19 protein-coding genes, 1 tRNA gene and 1 pseudogene are annotated in these 26,073 nt (G+C 63.3%); 10 read left to right on the plus strand and 11 right to left on the minus strand.

Annotated elements, in window-relative coordinates; all coding sequences use genetic code 11:
• Positions 1-525: 525 nt before the first annotated feature.
• Positions 526-1,482, minus strand: coding sequence for a LysR family transcriptional regulator (locus SINAR_RS0125380; RefSeq protein ID WP_028001680.1), 957 nt, complete (start codon positions 1,480-1,482; stop codon positions 526-528).
• A 250-nt stretch (positions 1,483-1,732) separates the two neighbouring features.
• On the opposite strand from SINAR_RS0125380, the gene SINAR_RS0125390 reads away from it, so the two are divergent.
• Genes SINAR_RS0125390 through SINAR_RS0125415 form a run of 6 tightly spaced genes read left to right on the plus strand, consistent with a single transcriptional unit; the run spans position 1,733 to position 7,971 of the window.
• The gene (locus SINAR_RS0125390; RefSeq protein WP_028001681.1) at positions 1,733-2,938 is read left to right on the plus strand and encodes a beta-hydroxybutyrate-binding protein; all 1,206 of its coding nucleotides are present in this window, start codon (positions 1,733-1,735) and stop codon (positions 2,936-2,938) included.
• Positions 2,939-2,949: 11 nt separating this feature from the next.
• Positions 2,950-3,732 (plus strand): ABC transporter ATP-binding protein, encoded by a 783-nt coding sequence (locus tag SINAR_RS0125395; RefSeq protein WP_028001682.1) that lies wholly within the window; start codon positions 2,950-2,952, stop codon positions 3,730-3,732.
• Position 3,733: 1 nt separating this feature from the next.
• A complete protein-coding gene (locus SINAR_RS0125400) occupies positions 3,734-4,435 on the plus strand; it encodes an ABC transporter ATP-binding protein (RefSeq protein ID WP_028001683.1) in 702 nt (233 codons plus the stop codon).
• Positions 4,436-4,438: 3 nt separating this feature from the next.
• The gene (locus SINAR_RS0125405) at positions 4,439-5,326 is read left to right on the plus strand and encodes a branched-chain amino acid ABC transporter permease (protein ID WP_028001684.1); all 888 of its coding nucleotides are present in this window, start codon (positions 4,439-4,441) and stop codon (positions 5,324-5,326) included.
• Positions 5,319-6,320 carry a branched-chain amino acid ABC transporter permease gene (locus tag SINAR_RS0125410; protein ID WP_028001685.1) on the plus strand — a complete coding sequence of 334 codons (1,002 nt, stop codon included), beginning with the start codon at positions 5,319-5,321 and terminating at the stop codon, positions 6,318-6,320. The genes SINAR_RS0125405 and SINAR_RS0125410 overlap by 8 nt, the downstream gene beginning before the upstream one ends.
• A 46-nt stretch (positions 6,321-6,366) precedes the next feature.
• Positions 6,367-7,971 (plus strand): GMC family oxidoreductase, encoded by a 1,605-nt coding sequence (locus SINAR_RS0125415; RefSeq protein WP_028001686.1) that lies wholly within the window; start codon positions 6,367-6,369, stop codon positions 7,969-7,971.
• A gap of 81 nt (positions 7,972-8,052) precedes the next feature.
• Here the strand turns inward: SINAR_RS0125415 and metH are convergent, their stop codons facing one another.
• From metH to SINAR_RS0125435, 4 genes are all read right to left on the minus strand, one after another.
• A complete protein-coding gene (gene metH / locus SINAR_RS0125420; protein ID WP_028001687.1) occupies positions 8,053-11,826 on the minus strand; it encodes a methionine synthase in 3,774 nt (1,257 codons plus the stop codon).
• A gap of 235 nt (positions 11,827-12,061) precedes the next feature.
• Positions 12,062-13,225: a mannose-6-phosphate isomerase Pmi gene (pmi, locus tag SINAR_RS0125425; protein ID WP_084617639.1), complete on the minus strand. Its 1,164-nt coding sequence runs from the start codon at positions 13,223-13,225 to the stop codon at positions 12,062-12,064.
• Between the two features lie 10 nt (positions 13,226-13,235).
• Positions 13,236-13,730, minus strand: coding sequence for a heme-degrading domain-containing protein (locus tag SINAR_RS0125430; protein WP_028001689.1), 495 nt, complete (start codon positions 13,728-13,730; stop codon positions 13,236-13,238).
• 77 nt (positions 13,731-13,807) lie between these two features.
• Positions 13,808-14,704, minus strand: a complete 897-nt coding sequence (locus SINAR_RS0125435) for an ROK family protein (protein ID WP_028001690.1) — start codon at positions 14,702-14,704, stop codon at positions 13,808-13,810.
• 191 nt (positions 14,705-14,895) lie between these two features.
• Between SINAR_RS0125435 and SINAR_RS0125440 the strand changes: the two genes are divergently transcribed.
• Positions 14,896-14,972: transfer RNA gene (locus tag SINAR_RS0125440), tRNA-Arg, on the plus strand.
• A gap of 51 nt (positions 14,973-15,023) precedes the next feature.
• Here the strand turns inward: SINAR_RS0125440 and SINAR_RS1000000134740 are convergent.
• Positions 15,024-15,440: pseudogene (locus tag SINAR_RS1000000134740) on the minus strand (META domain-containing protein); the annotation flags it as partial.
• Between the two features lie 221 nt (positions 15,441-15,661).
• On the opposite strand from SINAR_RS1000000134740, the gene dxr reads away from it, so the two are divergent.
• Positions 15,662-16,837 (plus strand): 1-deoxy-D-xylulose-5-phosphate reductoisomerase, encoded by a 1,176-nt coding sequence (gene dxr / locus SINAR_RS0125450; RefSeq protein ID WP_028001691.1) that lies wholly within the window; start codon positions 15,662-15,664, stop codon positions 16,835-16,837.
• A 203-nt stretch (positions 16,838-17,040) separates the two neighbouring features.
• Here dxr and hemA read toward each other — a convergent pair whose 3' ends face one another.
• The 4 genes from hemA to SINAR_RS0125470 all read right to left on the minus strand — a co-directional run bounded on the left by hemA (position 17,041) and on the right by SINAR_RS0125470 (position 22,450).
• On the minus strand, positions 17,041-18,255 hold the full coding sequence (gene hemA / locus SINAR_RS0125455) for a 5-aminolevulinate synthase (RefSeq protein ID WP_028001692.1): 1,215 nt from the start codon (positions 18,253-18,255) through the stop codon (positions 17,041-17,043).
• Positions 18,256-18,698: 443 nt separating this feature from the next.
• Positions 18,699-19,496, minus strand: coding sequence for an FAD binding domain-containing protein (locus tag SINAR_RS0125460; RefSeq protein ID WP_028001693.1), 798 nt, complete (start codon positions 19,494-19,496; stop codon positions 18,699-18,701).
• A 15-nt stretch (positions 19,497-19,511) separates the two neighbouring features.
• Positions 19,512-21,857 carry a xanthine dehydrogenase family protein molybdopterin-binding subunit gene (locus SINAR_RS0125465; RefSeq protein WP_028001694.1) on the minus strand — a complete coding sequence of 782 codons (2,346 nt, stop codon included), beginning with the start codon at positions 21,855-21,857 and terminating at the stop codon, positions 19,512-19,514.
• Between the two features lie 104 nt (positions 21,858-21,961).
• A complete protein-coding gene (locus tag SINAR_RS0125470; protein WP_028001695.1) occupies positions 21,962-22,450 on the minus strand; it encodes a (2Fe-2S)-binding protein in 489 nt (162 codons plus the stop codon).
• A 421-nt stretch (positions 22,451-22,871) separates the two neighbouring features.
• On the opposite strand from SINAR_RS0125470, the gene SINAR_RS0125475 reads away from it, so the two are divergent.
• Complete coding sequence (locus tag SINAR_RS0125475; RefSeq protein WP_028001696.1) at positions 22,872-23,123, plus strand: YMGG-like glycine zipper-containing protein; 252 nt, start codon at positions 22,872-22,874, stop codon at positions 23,121-23,123.
• 67 nt (positions 23,124-23,190) lie between these two features.
• Here the strand turns inward: SINAR_RS0125475 and SINAR_RS0125480 are convergent, their stop codons facing one another.
• Positions 23,191-24,960, minus strand: a complete 1,770-nt coding sequence (locus SINAR_RS0125480) for an adenylate/guanylate cyclase domain-containing protein (protein WP_028001697.1) — start codon at positions 24,958-24,960, stop codon at positions 23,191-23,193.
• A gap of 208 nt (positions 24,961-25,168) precedes the next feature.
• On the opposite strand from SINAR_RS0125480, the gene SINAR_RS0125485 reads away from it, so the two are divergent.
• Positions 25,169-26,044, plus strand: a complete 876-nt coding sequence (locus SINAR_RS0125485; RefSeq protein WP_028001698.1) for an alpha/beta fold hydrolase — start codon at positions 25,169-25,171, stop codon at positions 26,042-26,044.
• Positions 26,045-26,073: the final 29 nt, after the last annotated feature.

Below are 26,073 nucleotides of genomic sequence, written 5' to 3' on the forward strand. Positions count from 1 at the left end.
CTTAAACCATCCCACACGCTTCACAGCGCGCCGCATGGCCGGCTTCGGTCCCGGCGATCCAAGGATCGACGAAAGGCATCGAAGCCAAAACGAAGTGTTAGTCTCTTGTCAAAACGTGACCGCCAAAGTCTCTTTCAAGAACCCAAATCTCTTCAGGTCCCGCAAGCTCCGCCGCCCACGTTTCTCTTTCTCTATCTTCAATTGTCAAAAAACAGACGAGAAACCTTCCCGTCAACGTTCCAGCAAGACCAAAACCCGTAAGTCCCAGCCCCGAAAATCAGCATCCGCCAATCTTGGAAACTCTAGAGCGAAGGTCATCGTCGCCAGCAGCGCCGCCGCCCTCGTCAGTGATCGGGCTTATAGACCCCCTCCCTCCGACACGTCAACAGCGATTTTCAAAAAAATGTCAGAAAATCGCAAGCCATTGATTCGAAAGGAATGTTTCCAGATAACGCGAAATACCGAGCCCAAACTCTACTATCACGGGTCCAAATCACGCGCTTTCCGCTCTTTCGGGGATGAGGCCTATATGGTTAACGGCCTGGCGCCGTTCAAGGGCCTCGTCGGACCGGCCAATGCGAACGGCGTTTCCCGCAGGAAACAGCTCCGGTTTTCGTTGGCGGCATCCACCAGGAAGTCACGCACGGCCCTCACCCGGGGCATCGCGATCAGATCGCGGTGGCAGATCAGCCAATAGGTCCGCTTCAGCTCGATCTCTTCCGGCAGCACGATCTCGAGATCGGTCTCATTGCGCGCCATGAAATGCGGAAGCACGCAGAGTCCCAATCCCTGGCGCACCGCTTTCAGCTGCGTAAGGATGCTCGAGCTCTGGAAGTGGGCGCGCAGCCCCGGCTGTATTTCGCCGAGATAGTCGAGCCCCGGCGTGAAGATCATGTCTTCGATGTAGCCGACGAACCGGTGCGAGGTGAGGTCGTTACGGGTGCGTATCTGCGGGTGGCTCGCAAGATAGCTGCGTGATCCATAGACATGCAGCGTATAAGGTGTCAGCACCTCCGCATGGTAGGAACCGGCTTTCGGCGCAGCGAGCGCGACGGCGAGATCGGCCTCCTTGCGCGAGAGCGACATGATCTGCTGGATCGCCACCAGTTCGAGCGAGATGTTCGGATAGCGGCCGGCGAAATCCGCAAGACGGTCCGCAAGGAAGAAATTGCCGAAGCCCTCGAGCATGCTCAGCCGCACGACGCCGCGCTGCGCCGTCATGCCGTCGCTGATATCGAGCTGCAGCTGCTCCGTTTCCCGCTCCATGCGCTCGGCCGTTTCCACGAAGCGTTGGCCCATGGTCGTCAGCACGTAGCCGCGGGGATTGCGCTCGAAGAGCTTGACCTTGAGTGCGAATTCCAGCCGGTCGATGCGACGCGAGACGGTCGCGTGGCTCGTCCGCAGGCGCCGCGCCGCGGTCGAGAGCTGGCCCGTTCGCGCGACGGCCAGGAAAAACTGCAGGTCGTCCCAGGTGAAATTCATATCCCTCCCCTTCTGTTCAAAAATGAACAGATGCTGTTTGCAATTTACGGGTCGACCGACTTGCTTCCAAGCAGAATTTTCTGGATGGTAAACATCGAAGCCGACATTTGAGGAGCATGTCTGGCCAAATTTGAACAGAGCGATACGGAGAGACGGCCGAGACCTCGAAAGGACACGGCCGAGTACTATGTGTTTCCGCACAGCAGCTTCGCATCGCCGTTTAGAACATAGAACTCTGGGAGGAGGACAAATGCACAAGAGACTGATCGCCACGCTCGCAATGGTGCTCGCCGGCAGCACCGCCGCCTTTGCCGACGCATCCGACGGCAAGGTCAAGATCGGCATCCTCAACGACCAGTCCGGCGTCTATGCCGATTTCGGCGGCAAGTCCTCCTACGAGGCAGCATTGATGGCCGTCGAAGATTTCGGCGGCAAGGTGCTCGGCGTCCCGGTCGAGGTGGTGACGGCCGACCATCAGAACAAGCCCGATATCGCCTCCAACATCGCACGGCAATGGTACGATACCGAGCAGGTCGACAGCATCATGGAGCTGACCACCTCTTCCGTTGCGCTCGCCGTGCAGGCGATCTCGAAGGAGAAGAAGAAGATCGACATCGTTACCGGAGCGGCAACCACCGAGCTCACCGGTAAGCAATGCAGCCCCTATGGCTTCCACTGGGCCTACGACACGCACTCGCTCGCGGTCGGCACCGGCGGCGCGCTGGTCAAGCAGGGCGGCGACAGCTGGTTCTTTCTGACCGCCGACTATGCCTTCGGCTATTCGCTCGAGGAAAACACCGGCAACTACGTCAAGGAGAACGGCGGCACCGTCGTCGGAGCCGTCCGCCATCCGCTCGCCACCACCGACTTCTCCTCCTTCCTGCTGCAGGCCCAGTCCTCGGGGGCCAAGGTGATCGGCCTTGCCAATGCGGGTCTCGACACCTCGAACGCCATCAAGCAGGCGGCCGAGTTCGGAATCGTCCAGGGCGGTCAGCGTCTGGCGGCCCTGCTCTTCACGCTGGCCGAGGTCCACGGTCTCGGGCTCGACGCAGCGCAAGGATTGACGCTCACCGAGGGCTTCTACTGGAACCGGGACGAGGAGAGCGCGAAATTCGGCAAGCGCTTCATGGAGCGCACCGGCAAGATGCCGAATATGGTTCATGCCGGGACCTATTCTGCCGTGCTGCAATATCTCAAAGCGATCGAGAAGGCCGGCACCGACGAGACCGAGGCCGTCGCCAAGGAACTGCATGCTCTCCCGGTCGACGACGTCTTCGCAAGAAACGGAACAGTCGCGCCGAACGGGCGGATGATCCACGACATGTATCTGCTCGAGGTCAAGAAGCCGGACGAGAGCAAAGAGCCCTGGGACTACTTCAAGGTTCTCGCGACCATTCCCGGTCAGGAAGCCTTTATGGACCCGGCCCAGAGCGGCTGCGAGCTCGTAAAGTCCTGACCGGCAAGACGATGACCGCCGCCATGCCTTTGGAGAATGGAGCGCCGCGGGTGGTACTGTCCGCCCGCGGGCTCCGCCGCGACTTCGGCGGCTTCACGGCCGTCAACGATGTCAACCTCGATGTCCATCATGCCCGCGTGCATGCGCTGATCGGCCCGAACGGGGCCGGCAAGACCACCGTGTTCAATCTCTTGACGAAGTTCCTGCAGCCGACCCATGGCACGATCACCCTGCTCGGCGAAGACATCACCAGGACCGCGCCCGACAAAGTCGCCCGCATGGGGCTCGTGCGTTCGTTCCAGATCTCGGCGGTGTTCCCGCACCTCACCGTGCTCGACAATGTCCGCGTCGCGCTGCAGCGGCCGAACCGCCTTGCGAGGCAGTTCTGGAAACCACTTTCGGCGCTCGACGCGCTTAACGGCAAGGCCGAGCGGCTGATCCGTTCCGTCGGCCTCGACAAGGAGGCGAACGCCGTCGCCGCGGACCTTTCCTACGGCCGCAAACGCGTGCTCGAGATCGCAACGACGCTGGCGCTCGAACCCAAGGTGCTGCTGCTCGACGAACCGATGGCCGGCATGGGGCACGAGGACGTCGGCATGGTCGCCGAGATCATCCGTGAAGTGGCGCGCGAGCGCGCCGTGCTGATGGTCGAACACAATCTCTCCGTCGTCGCGACGCTCTGCCATCACGTCACCGTCCTGCAGCGCGGCGAGATCCTCGCGGAGGGAGACTATTCGACCGTCTCTGAGGATCCGCGCGTACGCACCGCCTATATGGGCACGGAGGAGACCTGAGATGAAACCGCTTCTCAAGGTGGCCGGGCTCAACGCCTGGTACGGCGAAAGCCACGTCCTGCACGGCGTCGATATGACCGTCGCCGAAGGCGAAATGGTGACGCTGCTCGGCCGCAACGGCGTCGGCAAGACGACGACCCTGCGCGCGATCATGGGCATAGTGCGCGAGCGCAGAGGCGAAATCCGCCTCGCCGGCGAAGACTTGATGCGCGTGCCCCTCCACCGTGTCGCCCATCGCGGCCTCGGATTCGTACCGGAGGAGCGCGGTATCTTCTCGACGCTTTCCGTCTACGAAAACCTCTTGCTGCCGCCGGCCGTCGCGAAGGGCGGCATGACGATCGACGAGATTTTCGAGCTGTTTCCCAATCTCCACGAGCGCCGCAACAGCACCGGAACCAAGCTCTCCGGCGGCGAACAGCAGATGCTGGCGATCGCCCGCATCCTGCGGACGGGAGTCCGGATGATGCTGCTCGACGAGCCGACCGAGGGGCTTGCGCCGGTGATCGTCCAGCGCATCGGCGAGGTGCTGAAGAAGCTCAAGGAGCGCGGCATGACCGTTCTCCTGGTGGAACAGAACTTCCGTTTCGCGAGCAAGGTCGCGGACCGCTTCTACCTGATGGACCATGGACGTGTGGCCGGCGAATTTCCGGTTTCGGAACTTTCCGGGCGCATGGACATGCTGCATGACGTGCTCGGAGTGTAGGCCATGACGATGATTTTCGGAATTCCGCTCCAGGCCTTCCTCGGGCAGCTCCTGATCGGGCTCATCAACGGCTCCTTCTACGCACTCCTGAGCCTCGGCCTCGCCATCATCTTCGGGCTCTTGCGCGTTATCAATTTCGCCCATGGCGCGCAGTACATGCTCGGCGCATTCGTCGCCTGGCTGCTGCTTTCCTATTTCGGCATCGGCTACTGGCCGGCGCTCCTTCTCGCGCCGGTTCTCGTCGGCCTCGTCGGCGCCGCCATCGAACGCACGATGCTGAGACGGCTCTATTCGCTCGATCCGCTATACGGACTCCTCTTCACCTTCGGCCTGGCGCTCACCGTCGAAGGTACGTTCCGCTATCTCTATGGCGCCTCCGGCCAGCCCTATGCGACGCCGGGGCTGCTGACGGGCGGTGCCAATCTCGGCTTCATGTTCCTGCCGATCTATCGCGGCTGGGTCATCGTCTTTTCGCTCGTGATCTGCCTCGGCACCTGGCTCGTGATCGAGAAGACCAAACTCGGCTCCTATCTGCGCGCCGCCACCGAGAATCCGGTCCTGGTGCAATCCTTCGGCATCAACGTGCCCTTCCTGCTGACGCTGACCTACGGCCTCGGGGCGGCGCTCGCTGCACTTGCCGGGGTCCTGGCGGCGCCGATCTACCAGGTCTCGCCGCTGATGGGCTCCAACATCATCATCGTCGTCTTCGCGGTGGTCGTCGTCGGCGGTATGGGCTCGATCATGGGCGCCATCGTCACCGGCTATCTGCTGGGCGTCGCCGAGGGGCTGACAAAGGTCTTCTACCCGGAAGCCTCCAACATCGTGATCTTCGTGATCATGGCCATCGTTCTCCTGCTGAGACCGGCAGGCCTTTTCGGCCGGGATGCTTGATATGACGCTGACACTCGAACTTGCAAAGCAAAAGGAACGCTCGCCCGCCATCGTTCAGACGGTGTTTCTCGGCGTCGGCCTCGCCTGCCTGCTGCTCGCGCCCCTGTTCTTCTACCCCGTCTTCCTCATGAAGCTTCTATGCTTCGCGCTCTTTGCCTGCGCCTTCAATCTCCTGCTCGGCTATACGGGGCTGCTCTCCTTCGGCCATGCCGCCTTCTTCGGGGGAGCGGCCTATTTCACCGCCCATGCCGTCAAGGAATGGGGCGTGCCGCCCGAACTGGGCATCCTCATCGGCGTCTTCGGCGCAGCGCTGCTCGGTGCGGTCGTCGGCTTCTTCGCCATCCGGCGGCAGGGCATCTATTTCGCCATGATCACGCTTGCGCTGGCCCAGATGTTCTATTTCTTCTGCCTGCAGGCCGGGTTCACCCATGGCGAGGACGGCATCCAGTCGGTGCCCCGCGGCCACCTTCTGGGGTTCATCGATCTCTCACGGCCGACGAACATGTATTACTTCGTGCTCGCCGTCTTCGTTCTCGGCATCGCCGCGATCTGGCGGATCATCAATTCGCCCTTCGGCATGATCCTGAAGTCGATCCGCGAAAACGAGACGCGGGCGATCTCCCTCGGCTACTCGGTCAGGAACTACAAGCTCGCAGCCTTCGTGATGTCAGCGGCGCTTACCGGGCTTGCCGGCGGTCTGAAGGCGCTCGTCTTCCAGTTCGCGACGCTGACCGACGTCAGCTGGCAGATGTCCGGCGAGGTCATCCTGATGACGCTTCTCGGCGGCATCGGAACGCTGATCGGGCCGCTGTTCGGCGCGGGCCTGGTCGTGACGCTGCAGAACTATCTGGCGACGTCGGAATTTCCGGTCACGATCATCACCGGCATCGTCTTCATGGTCTGCGTGCTTGTGTTCCGCCGCGGTATCGTCGGCGAGTTCTACAACTCCCGGCTCGGCCGCAGGCTCGGTTTCGAGCATCGACACAAGCATTGACCATGCATCCGTCCGAACCACGTCGGGCCCGACATAGAGAAGACCAATGGACACGTTCGATTACATCATCGTCGGAGCGGGCAGCGCCGGCTGCGTGCTCGCAAACCGCCTGTCGGAAAGTCCCGATCGCCGCGTGCTGCTGCTCGAGGCCGGCGGCAGCGACAATTATCACTGGATCCATATTCCGGTCGGCTATCTTTACTGCATCAACAATCCCCGCACCGACTGGTGCTTCACGACCGCAGCGGAGGAGGGCCTCAACGGCCGGTCTCTCGGTTATCCGCGCGGCAAGGTGCTGGGCGGCTGCTCTTCGATCAACGGCATGATCTACATGCGCGGGCAGGCGCGAGACTACGACCTCTGGCGCCAGCTCGGCTGCCCCGGCTGGAGCTGGAACGACGTGCTGCCCTTCTTCAGGAAATCCGAGGACCATTACCGCGGCGCCGACGACATGCACGGCGCAAGCGGCGAATGGCGGGTCGAAAAGGCGCGCGTCCGATGGGCAGTGCTCGATGCGTTCCAAAAGGCCGCGACCGAGGCGGGTATTCCGGAGACCGACGACTTCAACCGCGGAAACAACGAGGGCTCCGGCTATTTCGATGTCAACCAGCGGTCCGGCATCCGCTGGAATACGGCCAAGGCCTTTCTGAAGCCTGCCAGAAATCGGCGCAACCTTACGATCCTGACGAAAGCCCATGTCCGCCGGCTCATTATCGAGGACGGCCGCGTCGCCGGCGTGGAGTTCCAGCATGACGGCATCGTGAAGAGCGCCCGGGCGCGCCGCGAAACAGTTCTTTCGGCCGGAGCGATCGGCTCGCCGCATATCCTCGAACTCTCCGGAATCGGCCGACCCGAGGTGCTCCGTGAAAACGGTATCGAAGTCCGCCACGAATTGCCGGCAGTCGGCGAAAACCTGCAGGACCACCTGCAATTGCGCCTCGCCTACAGGGTGACCGGCGTTCCGACGCTCAATGAAAAAGCGAGTTCGCTTTTCGGCAAGGCTGCGATCGGCCTCGAATATCTCGTCCGCCGCTCCGGCCCTATGGCCATGGCGCCCAGCCAGCTCGGCATCTTCACGCGCTCAGGCCCGGAGAAGGAAACGCCGGACCTGCAGTATCATGTCCAGCCGGTGACGCTCGAGAAGTTCGGCGAACCGGTGCACCCCTTCCCCGCCGTCACCGCGAGCGTCTGCAATCTGAGGCCGGAGAGCCGCGGGTCGGTACATCTGAAAGGCCCCGATTTCGCAGCGGCGCCTGACATCCGTCCGCGCTATCTGACAGCCGAGGCCGACCGGGATGTGGCCGTGAAGTCGATCCGGCTCACCCGCCGCATCGTCGCGCAGCCCGCATTCGCCCGTTACAGGCCTGTCGAGTTCAAGCCCGGCCCGGACTATGAGACGGATGAGGAGCTGAAACGCGCGGCAGGCGACATCGGCACGACGATTTTCCACCCCGTGGGCACCTGCCGCATGGGCAGCGACCCGGATAGCGTCGTAGATCCCGAGTTGCGGCTGCGCGGCATCGCCGGCCTGCGCATCGCCGATGCCTCGATCATGCCGACGATCACCTCCGGCAACACCAATTCGCCGACGATCATGATCGCGGAAAAGGCCGCCGAGATGATCCTGGCGGCAAATCGGCACACGCTCTGAGTGGCCTTCTCCCGGTGGACGGAGAGCTCGCGGCGGCAGGCGGACGAGGGCCGAGCGACAGCAAACGCGTCCTTTTTCGGCCTACTCCGCCGCTTCCGTCTCCGGCATCGGAATGTAATTGAGGATGGGCGAAAGCCAGCGCTCGACCTCGCGGACGCTCATCCGCTTGCGCTCGGCATAATCCTCCACCTGATCGCGCTCGACCTTTGCCACACCGAAGTAATAGGAATCGGGGTGGCCGATATAGAGGCCCGATACCGACGAGCCCGGCCACATCGCATAGCTCTCGGTTAGCTTGACGCCGATGGCGGCTTCCGCATTCAGAAGGCGGAAAAGCGTCTCCTTCTCCGTATGGTCGGGCTGCGCCGGGTAACCGGGCGCAGGCCGGATACCCGCATAAGGCTCTGCAATCAGCTCCTGCGGCGTGAAGGCTTCGTCCGGAGCATAGCCCCAGAGCTCCTTACGGACATATTCGTGCATGCGCTCGGCAAAGGCCTCGGCGAAGCGGTCGGCGAGCGCTTTGACCATGATCGAGGAATAATCGTCGTTCGCCCGCTCGAAGCGCTCGGCGATCGCGACCTCCTCGATGCCGGCCGTCACCACGAAACCGCCCACATAGTCCTGCTTGCCGCTCGCTGCGGGAGCGACGAAGTCGGCAAGGGCCACATTCGGCCGGCCGTCGCGCTTCGCCATTTGCTGGCGGAGCGTGAAGAAGGTCGCGAGCTCGGCTTCGCGCGCCTCGTCGGTAAAGAGGCGGATGTCGTCGCCCACACTGGCCGCCGGCCAGAAGCCGACCACGGCCCTCGGGGCGAACCATGCCTCTGCCACGATCTTTTCGACCATCGCCTGCGCATCCTCGAAGAGCTGGCGAGCGGCAGCTCCCTGGCGTTCGTCATCGAGGATCTTCGGGAACACCCCCTTCAACTCCCAGGTCTGGAAGAACGGCGTCCAGTCGATATAGCGGGCAAGTTCGGCGAGGTCCCAGCCCTCGAACACACGCGTGCCGAGGAAAGTCGGCGCTTTCGGCTGGTGGGCATCCCAGTCGATCCTGAGTGCGTTCGCCCGCGCCTGCAAAAGCGGCAGACGGCGCTTCTCGGCTTCGTTGCGGGCATGCACGTCGGCGACCTTCAGATATTCCGCGCGGACCGTTTCCTTGTAAGGCTCGCGGACCTCCGGCGAGAGCAGGCTCGACACGACGCCGACCGCCCGGCTGGCGTCGGTGACATAGACCGCCTGACCGAGGTTGTAACGCGGGTTGATCTTCACCGCCGTGTGGACGCGGCTGGTCGTCGCCCCGCCGATCAGCAGCGGGACGTCGAAGCCCTCCCGTTCCAGCTCGGAAGCGACATGTGCCATCTCGTCGAGCGAGGGCGTGATCAGGCCGGAAAGGCCGATGATGTCGACCTTTTGTTCGCGCGCCACTTCGAGGATCTTAGACGAGGGCACCATGACACCGAGGTCTATGATCTCGTAATTGTTGCAGGCGAGCACGACCCCAACGATGTTCTTGCCGATGTCGTGCACGTCGCCCTTGACCGTCGCCATCAGAATCTTGCCGGCACTCTCGCGCTCCTCGCCGCCGCCATTGGCACGCTTCTCCGCCTCCATATACGGGAGCAGCACGGCAACGGCCTGCTTCATCACCCGCGCGGACTTGACCACCTGCGGCAGGAACATCTTGCCCGAGCCGAAAAGGTCGCCGACGACGTTCATCCCGGCCATGAGTGGCCCTTCGATGACATGCAGCGGCCGCTCGGCGGCAAGCCGCGCTTCTTGCGTATCCTCTTCGATGAATTCGGTTATACCGTTGACGAGCGCATGCTCGAGCCGCTTCTCGACCGGCCACTCGCGCCAGGCAAGGTCCTTCTCCTTGCCCTGGCTCCCACCCTTCCCGCGATAGCGCTCGGCGATCTCCAGGAGGCGTTCCGTCGAATCGGCCCGGCGGTTGAGCACCACGTCTTCGCAGGCCTCGCGCAGTTCCGGGTCTATCGCGTCATAGACGGCGAGCTGTCCGGCGTTCACGATGCCCATGTCCATGCCGGCTTGAATCGCGTGATAAAGAAAGATGGCATGCATCGCCTCGCGCACCGGTTCGTTGCCGCGGAAGGAGAAGGAGAGGTTCGAGACGCCGCCGGAGACATGGACATGCGGCAGTGCCGCGATGATCTCGCGCGCCGCCTCGATGAAGTCCACGCCGTAATTGTTGTGCTCATCGATGCCGGTTGCGACAGCGAAGATATTCGGGTCGAAGATGATGTCCTCGGGGGGGAAGCCGACCTCTTCCGTCAGCAGCCGATAGGCCCGCCGGCAGATTTCCACCTTGCGGGTCTTGGTATCGGCCTGGCCCGTCTCGTCGAACGCCATCACCACGACGGCGGCCCCATAGGCGCGGACGAGGCGCGCGTGGTGCAGGAACGCCTCCTCGCCTTCCTTGAGCGAAATGGAGTTCACCAGCGCCTTGCCCTGGACGCATCTGAGCCCGGCTTCGATCACCTCCCATTTGGACGAATCGATCATCACCGGTACGCGGGCGATATCCGGCTCGGAGGCGACCAGGTTCAGAAATTCGATCATCACCTGTTTCGAATCGATCAGGCCTTCGTCCATGTTGACGTCGATGATCTGCGCGCCGTTCGCCACCTGATCGCGCGCCACATCGAGTGCGGCGGTGTAGTCCCCGGCCGTGATCAGCTTGCGGAACTTCGCCGAGCCGGTGACATTGGTGCGTTCTCCGACATTGACGAAAGGAATCTCGTCGGTAAGCGTGAAGGGTTCGAGGCCGGAAAGCCGCATGCGGCGCTCGATCACGGGTACCCGGCGCGGGGGATATTTGGCAACCGCTTCGGCGATGGCGCGGATATGGGCCGGCGTGGAACCGCAGCAGCCGCCGACGATATTGACGAGACCGTCGCGGGCAAAGCCCTCGACCTGCGCCGCCATCTGCTCGGGGCTTTCGTCATAGCGGCCGAACTCATTCGGCAGGCCAGCATTCGGATAGGCGCAGACGAGCGTGTCGGCGACCGCCGAAAGCTCGTCGATATGGGCGCGCATCGCATTGGCGCCGAGCGCGCAGTTGAGCCCGATCGTAAACGGCTCCGCATGGCGCACCGAGTACCAGAAGGCGGTCGGCGTCTGGCCGGAGAGGGTGCGGCCGGAGAGATCGGTGATCGTTCCGGAGATCATCACCGGCAGCCGGATGCCCTTTTCGGCAAAGATTTCCTGGGTCGCGAAGATCGCCGCCTTGGCGTTCAGCGTATCGAAGATCGTCTCGATCAGGATGATGTCGGCACCGCCGTCGATGAGGCCCCGCACCTGCTCGGCATAGGCGAGCCTCAGATCGTCGAAGCTGACGGCGCGATAGCCGGGATTGTTGACGTCCGGCGAGATCGACGCGGTGCGATTGGTTGGACCGAGCGCGCCGGCCACGAAGCGCCGCCGGCCGTCCTCCGCCTCGGCGCGCTTCGCCGCCCGCCGCGCCAGCCGCGCGCCGTCTCGATTGAGATCGTAGACCGTATCCTCCATGCCGTAATCGGCCTGAGCGATCCGCGTCGAGGAGAAGGTGTTGGTTTCGAGGATATCGGCGCCGGCTATGGCATAGTGATAGTGAATGTCCTCGATCGCCTTCGGCTGAGTGAGCGTCAGGAGGTCGTTGTTGCCCTGCTGGTGGCAGGCGCAGCCACCGAAGCGTTCGCCGCGGAAATGGTCCTCCCCGAAACCGAGCTGCTGAATCTCCGTTCCCATGGCGCCATCCATGATGAGGATGCGTTTGGCCGCGGCTTGGGCAAGCTGGCGGAAGATTTCCGAACCATCCGGCTTGGGCGAGACGTGTCCAAAGAGGGCGTCGGCGGCGGACATGGGAGATCTCCCGTTCTGAAAACGACAAGGAATTATCGATTTACTCACATAAAGATATCTTTATGTCAACATACGTGCCGGTCACAATTGAAAATCGGGCAATAAAATAGCCCGCCGCGGGCGCGGCGGGCCGATAGTGCACTTGCAGGAAAGTCTGCAACGGATCTCCGTCCGGAAGTGCGTCGCTTGAAAGGTTAGAGCGGGACGAGGAAAAGTGTGTGCGGTTTTCCGCCCGTCACATCCGCTTCAGGCAATCCTCCAATTCATAGATCGCGCAAAGAATATGATAGAAGGTGCTTGCCGGCGCAGGCTCTTCGACGAAGCTGCCATCCGCCTTCTGCTTGTCGCGCCAGAGGCCGCGGACAGGCACATCCAGGAAGTGCTGCAGGGCGGTTGCGGCGCGCGCAGCCGAAGCCAGATAACGCTCTCGCTCCGCACCTTCCGTCAGAGCTGCAAAGCGGATCGATGCCTTCAGCCACTCCGTCTGCGGCCAAAGTCGCGCCGTCGGATCGGCAACCGAGAAATCATCGAGGAGCGTCATGACGACCACGTCCCGCTCGGGGCATGTTCCATATATCTCGCCGATTTCGAAAAGCCGCCGCGCCTTGACGATCGCCTGCGCATTGCCGCGCCGTTCCGCCCAGCGCAGGAGGAGCCACGCCCATTCGAAATGGTGCCCCGGCTCGATGATACGGCCCTTCTCGCCGGGGAAGGGCGCCCAGTCGTGGTCGAAGAATTCGCGCAGCGCCCCGCTTTCGGCGTCGATGAACCGGTGCATCGCCAGATCCACGATCTCGTCGGCAAGTCTGGCCCAGGCGACGCGGTCGAATCCCTCCACCTCCTCGCTCGCAAGACAGGCCTCCAAGAGGTGCATATGCGGATTGGAGCCGAGCGGCAGGCGCGGCGGGTTATCCTCCTCGAAGCCGGCGAGCGGATGCTTGCAATGAGCCTTGAGCCGTCGCCTGAGATTGTCGCTGCGCCGCGCCATCTCGGCTCTACGCTCCGGCAGGGCTTCCGCCATATGGGCGAAGGCAAGCAAGGCGAAGGCCTGGTTGTAGAGATCGAAAGAAGCATCGATCAGCTTGCCGTCGGCATTCGCCAGCGCCCCGTAAAAGCCGCCCGGCCGTCCGTAGACACGATCGAAATAGAGCAGGCCGCCTTCGGCGGCTGTGCGCCAGTCTCCATCCCAGCCGCGCCGGCCCGCCGCGGCGAAACAGTAGACCTGCCGGGGCTGCACGCGGGAGCGGCGATCGGCGCGCGTCGGTTCGCCCTTCATGTCGATCGTTTCGGCGAAGCCGCCGCCCTCCCCGTCGAAGCCGTTCTGCCGCCAGAGCGGCAAGGCGGCATCCGTCAGCCAAGCTGCGAGTTCGTCCGCCTGGAGATGAATATCCATGCCCATGCGCTTTCCGTCAGCTTTCCAGCTTCAGCGCGCCGTGATCCGCGCCGAGAAGTTCCGCCAGCGCCTCGACCACGAGATTGTGGTCCTCACGCTGCGGCAGGCCGGAGACCGTGACCGCGCCGATGCAGCCCGTTCCCTTGACGACGATCGGGAAGCTGCCGCCATGGGCGGCGAACTCCGCATCCGGCAGACCGAGCTTCGCCTGCAAATTCGTCTGCTGCTTGAGAAGGCCGAGCCCCGTGGCGTAACTGCTCTTGAACAGGCGGAACACCGTATTGCGCTTGCGGCGCACCCAGTTCGGATTGTCCGGCGTCGCCCCTTCCAGCGCGGCATAGAAGACCTGCATGGAAAAGAGCGTGACGTCGATCACGCAGCCGAGCTTGCGTTCCGCGGCCATGCGGCGAAGCGTTGCTCCGAGCTCCCAGGCCGTATCGAGATCGAAGCGCTCGAACTGCAATTGCTGCTCCTGCAGCGCAATCCGGCGCAGATCGTTGTCTATGTTCATGGTGCCTCCGCTTGGTCAGTAGTCGAACTGGACGAGTGGGATGCGCGATCCGGGCGAAAATTCCCCCGTTTGGCCGATTAATCCTTCCAGAGCCATGCGGCGCCGCGCACGCCGGAACTGTCACCGTGCACCGCCTTGCGAATCGGCGTCTCGAAACTGTCGCCGAAGAGATATTTGGTGATCAACGCCGGCAACTCGCCGTAAATCTCGTCGACATTGGACATGCCTCCGCCGAGCACGAATACGTCGGGATCGACGATGTTCGTCAACAGCGCGAGACTGCGGGCCAGCCGGTCGACGAACCGCTCATAGACACCGATAGCCACCGGATCGCCCGCGCGCTTCGCCTCGATGATATCCCGCCCGCGCCGGTCCGCCCCGGTAGTCATACGGTAGTCGAGTTCCAGTCCGGTGCCGCAGGCATACATGTCGAGGCAACCGAGCTTGCCGCACCAGCAGCGGTGCCCCGGATATTCGTCCTTCGTCATCCAGGGCAGCGGATAATGGCCGATCTCGGCGGCGACGCCCTGATAGCCGGCGTGAACCTTCTTGCCGATCGCCAGCCCCCCGCCATGGCCCGTACCCACGATCACGCCGAAGACGACGCCCGCATCCTTGCCCGCCCCGTCGACGGCTTCGGAGACCGCCAGGCAATTGGCGTCGTTGGCCAGGCGCACCTCGCGTCCGAGCGCCGCCGCAAGATCCCGCCCGAGCGGCTTGCCGTTGATGAGCACCGCATTGGAATTGCGCACGATTCCGGTTCGCGGATTGGGACTGCCGGGAATGCCGATGCCGACCGAACCGCGCTCGCCCGCCGTGCTTTCGGCCGAGGCGACGAGATCCACGACGGCGCGGATGCAATCCTCATAGCCGCTGGTGGGTGTCGGGACACGATGCCTGGCACGCGTTTCGCCATCGCGATCGAGCGCGATGACCTCCATTTTCGTGCCGCCCCAGTCGATTCCGATGAACATGTATCTCGTCTTTGAGATGAAGATCGTTGGCGAGGAACGCGGGCAGCCTCTCCTCCGGCGCTCGCGGGCCTTGCTTAGCATCCACCGCATCCGGGACGCTAGCCCCCACCCTCGGGAGGGCCCGCAAATCGGCTGCTGTGACGAAAAACACTTGGCGAAAGAGCCGCGCTTTTGTATGGGTCTATTCCGATGGTCCCGTAGCTCAGCAGGATAGAGCACCAGATTCCTAATCTGGGGGTCGCGCGTTCGAATCGCGCCGGGATCACCAATCTTTCTCGACGCCGTCAGAGTCCCGCACATGGTGACTGCGGTCCGGCGGCTGCATCGAGGCCAGCTGCAACAAGCTCTTCCCGTTCCGCCCGCCGAGAACGAGCTTGGATCCTTCTATTCGCCAGGAAAGTTCGGCTTTCAGCACTTCGAAGAACTTCCGCTCCTGATCCATGACGGCCGGCACGCACATCTTGCGGGTTGCGGCGGCCGGTCCGAAGGTGATCGCCGTATCCGAGAGGCTGAACGCTCCGGTGAAACGATTGCAGCCGGCCATGCCGCCATAGGTCCCGTCTTCGCGAATCTCGAGCGTGGTTTGAAGATCGTCGATGACGCCCCGGCCCCCAATGTCCTCGGCAAGCCACGAACCGACGAGCTCCCCCGGCACCTTTTCGGCGGCGACCGTCTGCAGCGAGGCGAGTTCGGTCAGCACGCAGGCGCAGGCAAGGGCGGTCAGCGCTTTCAACATTTGCGAACTCCTCGGCGGGCAGGCGAATCCCCCGCAGCCAGAGCATTTTAAGAGGCGCGGCACAGGATGCGAGGGAAAAACGGCGGGCTTGCGCTCGCGGCCCGCCTCGGCGGCGGACAGGCCGCGCTCAAAGACAACGTCCGTGCGCCCTTGTTGCCGGCAGCTTTCAGCTGTAGAGCCTTAGTTAAATCGTTAAAACGAGAAGAATACGGGATTTGGCAATGGCATCCGGCGATGACTTGAAGCGCCGTCTGACGATATTGGGCTCCACCGGATCGATCGGAACCAGCACGCTCGACGTGATCGAGCGGCTCGGCGGACGCGATCGTTTCGAGATCGCCGCCCTGACCGGCAACGGCAATATACCGCTGCTGGCCGAGCAGGCGCGCCGCATCGGCGCCGAGCTCGCGGTAACCGCCGACGAACATCGCTATGGTGAGCTCAAGGACGCGCTGAGCGGCAGCGGCATCGAGGTCGCCGCCGGACGAAGCGGGCTCATCGAGGCGGCCAAGCGGGATGCCGGCTGGGTCATGGCGGCGATCGTCGGCAATGCCGGCCTCGGCCCCACGCTGGCGGCTGCCCGTCGCGGCGCCGACATCGCGCTCGCCAATAAGGAATGCCTCGTTTCCGCCGGCAGCCTTTTCATCGACACGGTGGCCGAGGGCGGCGGCCGGCTGCTGCCCGTCGACAGCGAACACAATGCAATCTTTCAGGTGCTGGAAAACGATCAGCGCCATGCCGTGGAACGCATAGTGCTCACCGCCTCCGGCGGCCCCTTCCGCACCAGGACTCTTGAGGAAATGCGGCTCGTGACCGCGGATGCGGCCCGCGCCCATCCGAACTGGTCGATGGGCCTCAAGATCTCGATCGACAGCGCGTCGATGTTCAACAAGGCGCTCGAGATGATCGAGGCACGCCACCTCTTCCGCCTGAAGCCGGAGCAGATCGAGGTCATCGTCCATCCGCAGTCGGTGATCCATTCGATGGTCGGCTACACGGACGGCTCCGTCCTCGCGCAGCTCGGCTGCCCCGACATGCGCACCGCAATCGGCTACGCCCTGTCCTACCCGAAACGCTGCGACCTTCCGGTCGAGCGCCTCGACTTCGCCAGGCTTGCCCGTCTCGATTTCGAGGCGCCGGACGAGGTCCGCTTTCCGGCGATCAGGCTCGCGCGCCGGGCAATGAAGGAAGGCGGCGTCCAGGGCGCGGTCCTGAACGGCGCCAAGGAGACCGCCCTCGAAGCCTTCATCAAAGGCCGAATCGGCTTCCTCGCCATGGCGGAAATCGTCGAAAAGGTGATGGACGCACTTGCCGGCCTCCCGGCCGCAACGAGCATGGACGACGTCTTCGCAGCGGATGAAAGAGCCCGGCGGGCGGCGGCTGAGATGATCCGGTAGCCGGACGTCGTCAAAACAGTCTGCCTCTTCATCCGACCTGCCGCCGCAGACGGAGCGACAGGTGCGACGCCTTGCTTCGCACAGCCGCTACGAAGCAGAGGCTCGCGCCGAGGCGCTCCTCTCTACGTCCGGTCAGAACGGGGAGAGGGCTGGTCGCCGGGTAAGCCTGAGGAGAGCAGCCTCCAGCCTTTGGCTCGCCGGACTTACGCGACCGCTCTTGCCAGCGCACAGCGCGACCAGAGCGAATGCAGCGCGCCGACCAGATGGTCTATGTCGGCATCCGAATGCATGGGCGTCGGCGTGATGCGCAGGCGCTCGGTCTTCTTCGGCACCGTCGGATAGTTGATCGGCTGGACGTAGATGCCGAAATTGTCGAGGAGCAGGTCGGAGATCCATTTGCACTTGGCGGCGTCGCCGACGATGACCGGCACGATATGGCTCGGATTGACCATATGCGGAATACCGCGCTGGTCGAGCAGCGAACGAAGCCGGCGCACGCGCTCCTGATGCGCGAAACGTTCGACCTGGCTTTCCTTCAAGTGGCGGATGGACGCGAGAGCACCCGCAGCGAGCGCCGGCGGCAGTGCCGTCGTGAAGATGAAACCGGACGCAAAGGAGCGGATGAAGTCGCAGAGCGCCGCCGAGCCGGTGATGTAGCCGCCCATGACGCCGAATGCCTTGCCCAGCGTGCCTTCGATGACGGTCAGCCGGTGCATCAGCCCCTCGCGCTCCGCAATGCCGCCGCCGCGCGGACCGTACATGCCGACCGCATGCACCTCGTCCAGATAGGTCATGGCGCCGTATTTGTCGGCGAGGTCGCAGAATTCCTTGATCGGCGCGATGTCGCCATCCATCGAATAGACGGATTCGAAGGCGATGATCTTCGGCGCGCGCGGGTCGGCGGCTGCAAGCTTCGCATCAAGGTCCGCCACCGAATTGTGCTTGAAGATGACGCGCTCGCATTTCGAATGGCGGATGCCCTCGATCATCGAAGCGTGGTTGCCGGCATCCGAAAAAACGATAACGCCGGGAATCTTGGAACAGAGCGTGCCGAGGGCCGCCCAGTTGGAAACGTAGCCCGAGGTGAAGAGCAGCGCCGATTCCTTGCCGTGCAAGTCGGCGAGTTCGCGCTCGAGCAGCACATGGTAATGGTTGGTGCCGGAGATGTTGCGGGTGCCGCCGGCGCCGGCGCCGCATTCGTCGATCGCCTTCTTCATCGCTCCCGTGACGATGGGACACTGCCCCATGCCGAGATAGTCGTTCGAGCACCAGACGGTTACTTCCTGGGCGCCTTCGGCCGTGTAGCGCGTCGCCTTGGGGAAATTTCCCCGATGGCGGGCGAGATCGGCGAAAACCCGGTAGCGGCCTTCCTGATGAAGCCCGTCCAGCTCGCTTTTGAAGAAACTCTCGAAATCCATCATCATCTCCAGTGCCCTGCCGCCTTTCTTTCTTCAAAGCGATCAGGGGGTCAACCCCGGACAGGCTCCAACCGCGCGGACTGCGGCAAAAGGCCTCTCGGCCAGGAGCTTCAGTCATTCTGCCCGGCGCGTATCGTGCCTGGCAAGCCGGAAACGGGACCGAAAATGCCGACACATTTTCAAATCTTTCCAACGTAATCAGGCCGCCGGCGCGGAGCCAGTTTTGAACTGTTCCAAAAGTGGTTACCGCAACTCATTCCCCCGAACTTTGATCGAAGTCAAGCAGTTGCGGAAAAGGACGGCCACGGCCGCCCTTTTCCGATACCAAAGTTTGCCCTCGGAGAGGATGAGGAAAGCTGTTCGAGGTTCTCCGTCCGCATCCCCGCTCCTCCTTTCCGAATGAGTCACCTTCGCGATTCGAACGAGCGAAATTGCGGTCCCCGTTAAGCAGCCGCTACGGCTCGTCTCGCCATCACCTTGACGAGATTGGCGCGATAGGCAGCGCTTGCATGGATGTCGGAGAGCAGGTCCGAATCGTCCACGGTGACATTGGCGACCGCAGCCGGCGACCAGGTGGCAGCAAGCGCCGCCTCCAGGCTCCGATGGCGGAAGACGCCGTTCGCCCCGGCTCCGGTCACGGCAACGCGCACGCCGCCATCGTCGCGGCGGGCAACGAAGACGCCGGCCATCGCATAGCGCGACGCCGGATTTGGAAACTTCTGATAGGCCGCCTTCGCCGGCGCTTCGAACCGGATGGCGGTTACGATCTCGCCGTCTTCCAGGGCCGTCTCGAAGAGGCCGATGAAGAAGTCGTCTGCCTTGACCTCGCGCCTGTCGGTGACGATCACCGCATCGAGCGCCAGCATCGCGGCCGGATAGTCCGCAGCCGGATCGTTGTTGGCGATGGAGCCGCCGATCGTTCCCATGTGGCGGACATGGGGGTCGCCGATGTGGCTGGCAAGTGCGCAAATGGCCGGACAGACAGCGGCGAGCGGAGAGGAGGTCGCGACCTCCTCGTGCGTCGTCGCCGCGCCGATCCTCACCGACCCGACGTCGACGGTGATGCCCTTCATCTCGGCGATGTGCCGGAGATCGACGAGGTCGCTCGGCGCGGCGAGCCGCTGCTTCATCGTCGGAATGAGGGTCATGCCGCCGGAGAGATACTTGCCCTCCGCGGCGGCCCTGATCAGATTCACCGCCTCGTCGACCGAGGAGGCTCTGTGATAGGTGGTCTCATACATCTTACGTCCTCCCGATCAATGCGCGGTATGCACCGCGGCCCAGACCTTCTGCGGCGTCGCCGGCATAGTGAGCTCGTTGTTGCCGATCGCGTCGGTAATGGCGTTGATCAGCGCCGGCGGCGAGCCTATCGCGCCTGCCTCGCCGCAGCCCTTGACGCCGAGCGGGTTGCCCGGACAGGGCGTGTTCGAGGTGGTCACCGTGAACGAAGGCAGGTCGTCGGCGCGCGGCATGGCGTAGTCCATGTAGCTCGCCGTCAGCAGCTGGCCGGTCCCGTCATAATGCACCTCTTCGAGCAGCGCCTGGCCTATGCCCTGCGCCAGCCCGCCATGCACCTGGCCCTCGACGATCAGCGGGTTGATGATGTTGCCGAAATCATCGGCTGCGACAAACTGCACGATCTTCGTCTGGCCGGTTTCCGGATCGACCTCCACCTCGCAGATATGGCAACCGGCCGGGAAGGTGAAGTTGCTCGGATCGTAGAAGGCGCCTTCCTTGAGGCCCGGCTCCATGCCGGGCGGCAGGTTATGGGCCGTATAGGAAGCAAGCGCCACCTGCGACCAGGGAACGGACCTGTCGGTGCCGGCTACCTTGAGCGCGCCGTTCTCGATGACGATGTCGCTCTCGTCCGCCTCCATCAGGTGGGCCGCGATCCTCTTCGCCTTGGCCTCGACCTTGTCGAGCGCCTTGAAGACGGCCGACATGCCGACGGCGCCGGAGCGGGAACCATAGGTCCCCATGCCCATCTGCACCTTGTCCGTGTCGCCGTGAACGATGTTGACGCTGTCGATCGGCACCCCGAAACGCTCCGCAACCACCTGTGCGAAGGTCGTTTCATGCCCTTGGCCGTGGCTGTGCGAACCGGTCATGACCTCGATGGTGCCGACCGCATTGACCCTGACCTCGGCCGATTCCCACAGGCCGACGCCGGCGCCGAGCGAGCCTACGGCGGCCGAAGGCGCCAGACCGCAGGCCTCGATATAGCAGCTCATGCCGATGCCGCGCTTCATTCCCCGCCGCTCGGCTTCCGCCCTGCGCGCGGCGAATCCGCCCCAATCGGCCGCCTCCATGGCCGCCGTGAGCGACGCTTCGTAATCGCCCGCGTCGTAGTTCATGATCACCGGCGTCTGATGGGGGAAGTTGCGGATGAAGTTGATGCGCCTGAGTTCCGCGGGGGAGAGGCCGAGCTCGCGCGCAGCCGTCTCGATCGTGCGCTCCAGGAGGTAGGTGGCCTCCGGGCGGCCGGCGCCGCGATAGGCGTCGACCGGCGCGGTGTTGGTGTAGACGGTACGGACATTGGCGTGGATCGCCGGGATCGCGTATTGCCCGGAGAGGAGCGTCGCGTAGAGATAGGTCGGCACGCAGGAAGAGAAGAGAGACATATAGGCGCCGAGATTGGCGATGGTGTCGACCTTCAGCGCGGTGATCCGGTTGTTGCTGTCGAAGGCCATCTTCACCATGGACACATGGTCGCGGCCGTGCGCGTCCGTGAGGAACGCCTCGGTGCGGTCTGCGGTCCATTTCACCGGCACGCCGGTACGCTTCGACGCCCAGAGACAGACGACCTCTTCCGGATAGATATAGATCTTGGAGCCGAAGCCGCCGCCGACGTCGGGTGCGATCACCCGGAGCTTGTTTTCCGGCGCCACATTGTAGAAGGCGCTCATCACCAGCCGTGCAAGATGCGGGTTTTGGCTGGTGGTGTAGCAGGTGAAATGGTCGTCGCCGGCATCGTAGATCCCGAGCGTCGCGCGCGGCTCCATCGCATTCGGCGACAGGCGGTTGTTGACGATCTTCAATTCCGTGACGTGCGCCGCCGCGGCGATCGCCCGGTCGGCCGCGTCGGCGTCGCCAAGCTCCCAATCGAAGACCAGATTGCCCGGCGCTTCCGGATGAATCTGAGGCTGGCCCTCGCCCATGGCCTGGATCGCGTCGGTGACGGCCGGCAGGGTGTCGTAGTCCACGACGACCGCCTCCGCCGCGTCGCGTGCTTGCGCAACGCTGTCGGCAACGACGATCGCCACCGCGTCGCCGACATAGCGTACGGTGTTGTCCGCGAGTGGCCGCCAGGCGCCCATGCGCATCGGCGTGCCGTCCTTGGAATGAATCATCCAGCCACAGATCAGATTGCCGATCCCGTCCGCCAGCAATTGCTTGCCGTCGAGTACGTCGATCACGCCGGGCATGGCCTTGGCCGACGCCGCATCGATGCTCCTGATGGTGGCATGCGCATGCGGGCTGCGCACGAAAACCGCATGCTTCATGCCCGGCACGACCATGTCGTCCGTGTAGCGCCCCTTGCCGGTCAGGAAGCGCTTGTCCTCCTTGCGCGCCACCCGCGCGCCGATGCCTTCAACACCCATTGCCTATCTCCTCCCGAAGTCCTGCAACGAATTTCCGCTTGAGCGGAATGACGAAATTTGCCTGCGATGCTCCGCCCGCATGGCGCTCCAACCCCGGAGTTTCCTCATTCTGCCGCCTGACGAACGCCGCCCGTCTCGGCGGCGGCAGCCAGGATCGCCTGGACGATGTTGTGATAGCCGGTGCAACGACAGATGTTGCCTTCCAGTTCGGCGCGGACCGTCGCCTCATCCAGATTGCTGCCATGGCGACGGATCATGTCGACGGCGGTCATGACCATTCCCGGCGTGCAGAAGCCGCATTGCAGTCCGTGATGCGTCTTGAAAGCCGCCTGGACCGGGTGAAGCTCACCGTTCGACGCAAGCCCCTCGATCGTCGTGATCGACGAACCGGCCGCCTGGACTGCAAGGATGGAACAGCTTTTCACCGATTGCCCGTCCATGTGAACGACGCAGGCGCCGCACTGCGTCGTGTCGCAGCCGATATGCGTCCCGGTCAGGCCGAGATTTTCGCGGATAAAGTGCACCAGCAGCGTTCGGTCGTCACAGGCACCACTTACCTGGCGGCCGTTGACCGTCATCGTTATTTTCGCCATTTCGCTCCTCCGGGTCGGTCCAGAGTCGAGCGCAGCTTCAAATCGGGTGAGATGCGTTCACGCGACTTGCAGTACGCGCCGACCGATATCAATGCCCTTCCGCCAGCAGTCCGCTCCTCCCGAGCCCGCGTGGCGACGTTGTAACATTTGTCTTTTTTTCGGGTTGCCGCAACCGTTTCGCGCCGCAAGGGGCAAAAAAATACGAACGCCTGTGTAACGCCGGAAACAGCGCCTTCATGTTCCGTTCAGGAAAGATCGCATTATGTTGCATAAGGACGATCTCGCCGTATCCGTGCATTTTCCCTGGCGGCGGGTTATGTTCCGAATGCAAGTTCAAGTGGAGGGCCGCGGTTCGCACCCTCCCATCACTATGGGACGGACGAGGCGAGACGCCGAATCCGTCGAAATCGGAGAGGACATCATGAAGAAAGCCATCGCGCTTGTGCTGGTCGCCCTGTCGGTCGCGAGCTGCACGCAAACCGAGAAGGGTGCCGGCATCGGCGCCGCATCGGGCGCAATCATCGGGGGCGCAATCACCGGCGACGTACGCGGTGCCGCAGTCGGCGCGGCGATCGGCGGCGTTTCCGGCGCCGTGATCGGTCACGTCACCGACCAGCCGGGCCAGTGCTATTACCGCGACCGCTACGGCCGCCGCTACATCGACCGCTGCTGATTGCCGCACAGACCGGCCCCGGAACGATCCGGGGCCCTCATATCCGTCAGACGTTCCCGACGGAACGCTATTGCGCTGCGATTCCGTTCGCCGCCGAACCGCCCTTCGCTCCCGCTTTGACAAGCCCGTCGCAGAGGTGTTGCAGATCCGATTCCTGAGCGTAGTGCTGGGTGGCGAGAAAGGCGTCGAGGTCGAAATCCGGGGCGAGCGCCCGGACCTTCTCCATATGCGCATGAGCAGCAATGTCATCCCCGAGCCAGCCGTAGCATGCCGCGACGAATGCATGCTGGACATGGTCCAGAACGGACAGGTGCATGAAAGCCTCTATCGCCTCTCCATACTGCCCGGCGGCGAAATGAGCCTTGCCGAGGTGACTCCAGAATCGTTCCGGGTGATGGGGGTTGAGCTGCATTGCCTTGCGAATCCACTCCACCCCCTCTTCAGGTCGTCCTAGCCACGTCAGCAATTCGCCCTGCTGGACCACCACGAGGTCGTAATTGGGATTGAGGGAAAGGGCGCGCTCCTGGTGATAGCGCGCCGTCGTCAGCGCATTGTTGTTCACGTTGACAGCGGCGAGGATGCGATGCACGTCGGCGTCGTTGTCGTCGAGCGCCAGCGCGCGGTCCAACTCGTCAACGATCTCGGCCCAGACCGCATCCTTGTCTTCGCACCAGCCGTGGACCCACGCCTGCCCAAGGATACAGGCCCGCCAGGCATGGGCGTGCGCATAGCCGGGATCGAGCGCGACGGCTCGGTCGATAAGGGCCTGGGCCTGCTCGTTATCCGCCACGGTGCTCCTGTGGTGCAGCACCTTGGCGGCTAGCGCACATTCGTATGCGGCCATATTTGCCGGCTTCGTGCGGGCGAGCAGGTCTCGCTGGGCGGCCTCGACGCGCCCGGGGAGCGTTGCCGCTATCGCCGCCGTCACCTCGTCCTGAATTGCGAAAATGTCGTCCAGTTTCCGGTCGTATTTGTCGGCCCAGATATGGGCGTCGTTGATCGCATCGATGAGCTGGACCGTCACGCGCACCCGGTCGCCGATCTTGCGGACGCTGCCCTCCACCAGGTACTGCGCCCCAAGCTTCTCGGCCACCTCACGCACGTTCACGGGTTGGTTCTTGTAGACGAAGCTCGAATTGCGCGAGATGACGAACAGCTCGTGCCGGCGGGACAGCTCGGTGATGATGTCCTCCGTCAGGCCGTCTGCGAAAAACTCCTGGTCGGGGTCGCCGCTCATGTTGTCGAAGGGCAGTACCACGATCGAGGGTTTCGAGATGGCGCGCTTCGCATCGGTCGCGTCCTGGGGGACCGGGAGCACGGAGCCCTCGAGCCCGACTCGAAAAAGATGCACCGGGCGGCTGATGTTCTTCAGCATCTTTTCCCCCAGGTCCTCGATGGGGATTTCGAGCCGGTCGGCGACTTGCGTCGCGACCGCAGCCGTCACGCAGATGCCCCCCACATCGGCCAGCTGCTCGATACGGGCGGCGATGTTCACGCCATCGCCGAAAATGTCGTCGTCCTCGAAGATGATGTCGCCGAGATTGATTCCGATCCTGAATTCGATCCGCCGGTCTTGCGCAACATCGGCATTGCGCCGCTTCATGCGGCTCTGGATTTCGACCGCGCATTTCACCGCGTCGGACACGCTCTGGAATTCGACCAGCATGCCGTCGCCCGTGGTCTTGATGAGGCGGCCCTTGTTCTTTTCTATCGCCGGATCGATCAGTTCTATCCGGTGTGTTCTGAGGCGGGCGACCGTACCCGCTTCATCGGCCTCCATCAGGCGGCTATAGCCTGCCATATCGGCTGCCAGCACTGCGGCTAGTCTCTGTTCCATCGGTTTGCCAACCAACGTTTGGCGGGAGCATCTTCTTCCGGACTCCCGGGTTCAAGCGGTCCAGAGCAATCCTATCGCACCCCGATGAGATCGCCTATCTAAATTAGCATGCACTTGAAAAGAAGCTGCCGGCGTGGCCAGCCGAGGGGCATGGAACCATCGCGTGCGCTCATTGTTCGGCACCGGTCAGCGCATGCGAGGTGCTCCCATGATCGATTCGCCAGATTCCGTGTATCACCGCTTCCTCGACCTGGACGGCATCCGGATCTTCTACCGGGAAGCCGGGCGGCGGGACGCGCCCGTCCTGCTCCTTCCCCACGGCTATCCGTGCTCGTCCTACGCGTTCCGCAATTTCATGCCGCTGCTGGCCGACCGGTGGAGGCTTATCGCTCCGGACTTCCCTGGATCGGGATATAGCGACACGCCGGACGACTTCGCCTATGGTTTCGACGGCTTCACTGATTTTCTCGAAGCCTTCACCGGGCACCTGGGCCTGGATCGGTTCGCGCTCTATCTGCATGACTTCGGGTCCCAGATCGGCCTCCGGCTGGCCATTCGCAAGCCGGAGCGGATTTCCGCACTGATCATTCAGAATGGCGACATCTACGAAGACGAGCTCGGTTCGAAATACGCACCGCTGCAGGCGTATTTCCGACACCCCACGCCGGAAGGCCGAGCTCGGCTCGGCGAAGCCGTAAGCGAGGAAGGATACCGCGACGAGTTTCTCAACGACGTCAGGCCCGAGCTTGCCGAGCGGATCTCTCCCGACCTGTGGAAACTCCATTGGTCGCTGACGACGGCCAAGCGGCGGAAGATCGCCATCGACGTCATTGCGGGCCTGCGGGAGAACCTTGCCTGGTTCCCGCACTACCAGGCCTATCTGCACGAACATCGGCCGCCGGCGCTGATCGTCTGGGGCCCGCAGGACGGCTCCATGCCCGAAGGTTCCGCCCGAGCCTATCTCCGTGACCTGCCGGAAGCCGAATTGCATCTGCTTGACGGCGGCCATTGGTTGCTGGAGACGAACCTGTCCGAGGTTGTCTCATTGTCGCGAGATTTCCTCTCGCGCACGATGGTGAAGTGAGAGCGCCGGCCTCCACCGTGGCAGTCGAA

The sequence above is a fragment of the Sinorhizobium arboris LMG 14919 genome, assembly GCF_000427465.1.
In the GTDB taxonomy this organism is placed as follows: domain Bacteria; phylum Pseudomonadota; class Alphaproteobacteria; order Rhizobiales; family Rhizobiaceae; genus Sinorhizobium; species Sinorhizobium arboris.

What these genes read in the sequence shown, in the direction of transcription:
- SINAR_RS0125380 (WP_028001680.1), bottom strand. Translation starts at nt 1,482, where the DNA reads ATGAATTTCACCTGGGACGACCTGCAGTTTTTCCTGGCCGTCGCGCGA.
- SINAR_RS0125390 (WP_028001681.1), top strand. Translation starts at nt 1,733, where the DNA reads ATGCACAAGAGACTGATCGCCACGCTCGCAATGGTGCTCGCCGGCAGC.
- SINAR_RS0125395 (WP_028001682.1), top strand. Translation starts at nt 2,950, where the DNA reads ATGACCGCCGCCATGCCTTTGGAGAATGGAGCGCCGCGGGTGGTACTG.
- SINAR_RS0125400 (WP_028001683.1), top strand. Translation starts at nt 3,734, where the DNA reads ATGAAACCGCTTCTCAAGGTGGCCGGGCTCAACGCCTGGTACGGCGAA.
- SINAR_RS0125405 (WP_028001684.1), top strand. Translation starts at nt 4,439, where the DNA reads ATGACGATGATTTTCGGAATTCCGCTCCAGGCCTTCCTCGGGCAGCTC.
- SINAR_RS0125410 (WP_028001685.1), top strand. Translation starts at nt 5,319, where the DNA reads ATGCTTGATATGACGCTGACACTCGAACTTGCAAAGCAAAAGGAACGC.
- SINAR_RS0125415 (WP_028001686.1), top strand. Translation starts at nt 6,367, where the DNA reads ATGGACACGTTCGATTACATCATCGTCGGAGCGGGCAGCGCCGGCTGC.
- metH (WP_028001687.1), bottom strand. Translation starts at nt 11,826, where the DNA reads ATGTCCGCCGCCGACGCCCTCTTTGGACACGTCTCGCCCAAGCCGGAT.
- pmi (WP_084617639.1), bottom strand. Translation starts at nt 13,225, where the DNA reads ATGGGCATGGATATTCATCTCCAGGCGGACGAACTCGCAGCTTGGCTG.
- SINAR_RS0125430 (WP_028001689.1), bottom strand. Translation starts at nt 13,730, where the DNA reads ATGAACATAGACAACGATCTGCGCCGGATTGCGCTGCAGGAGCAGCAA.
- SINAR_RS0125435 (WP_028001690.1), bottom strand. Translation starts at nt 14,704, where the DNA reads ATGTTCATCGGAATCGACTGGGGCGGCACGAAAATGGAGGTCATCGCG.
- dxr (WP_028001691.1), top strand. Translation starts at nt 15,662, where the DNA reads ATGGCATCCGGCGATGACTTGAAGCGCCGTCTGACGATATTGGGCTCC.
- hemA (WP_028001692.1), bottom strand. Translation starts at nt 18,255, where the DNA reads ATGGATTTCGAGAGTTTCTTCAAAAGCGAGCTGGACGGGCTTCATCAG.
- SINAR_RS0125460 (WP_028001693.1), bottom strand. Translation starts at nt 19,496, where the DNA reads ATGTATGAGACCACCTATCACAGAGCCTCCTCGGTCGACGAGGCGGTG.
- SINAR_RS0125465 (WP_028001694.1), bottom strand. Translation starts at nt 21,857, where the DNA reads ATGGGTGTTGAAGGCATCGGCGCGCGGGTGGCGCGCAAGGAGGACAAG.
- SINAR_RS0125470 (WP_028001695.1), bottom strand. Translation starts at nt 22,450, where the DNA reads ATGGCGAAAATAACGATGACGGTCAACGGCCGCCAGGTAAGTGGTGCC.
- SINAR_RS0125475 (WP_028001696.1), top strand. Translation starts at nt 22,872, where the DNA reads ATGAAGAAAGCCATCGCGCTTGTGCTGGTCGCCCTGTCGGTCGCGAGC.
- SINAR_RS0125480 (WP_028001697.1), bottom strand. Translation starts at nt 24,960, where the DNA reads ATGGAACAGAGACTAGCCGCAGTGCTGGCAGCCGATATGGCAGGCTAT.
- SINAR_RS0125485 (WP_028001698.1), top strand. Translation starts at nt 25,169, where the DNA reads ATGATCGATTCGCCAGATTCCGTGTATCACCGCTTCCTCGACCTGGAC.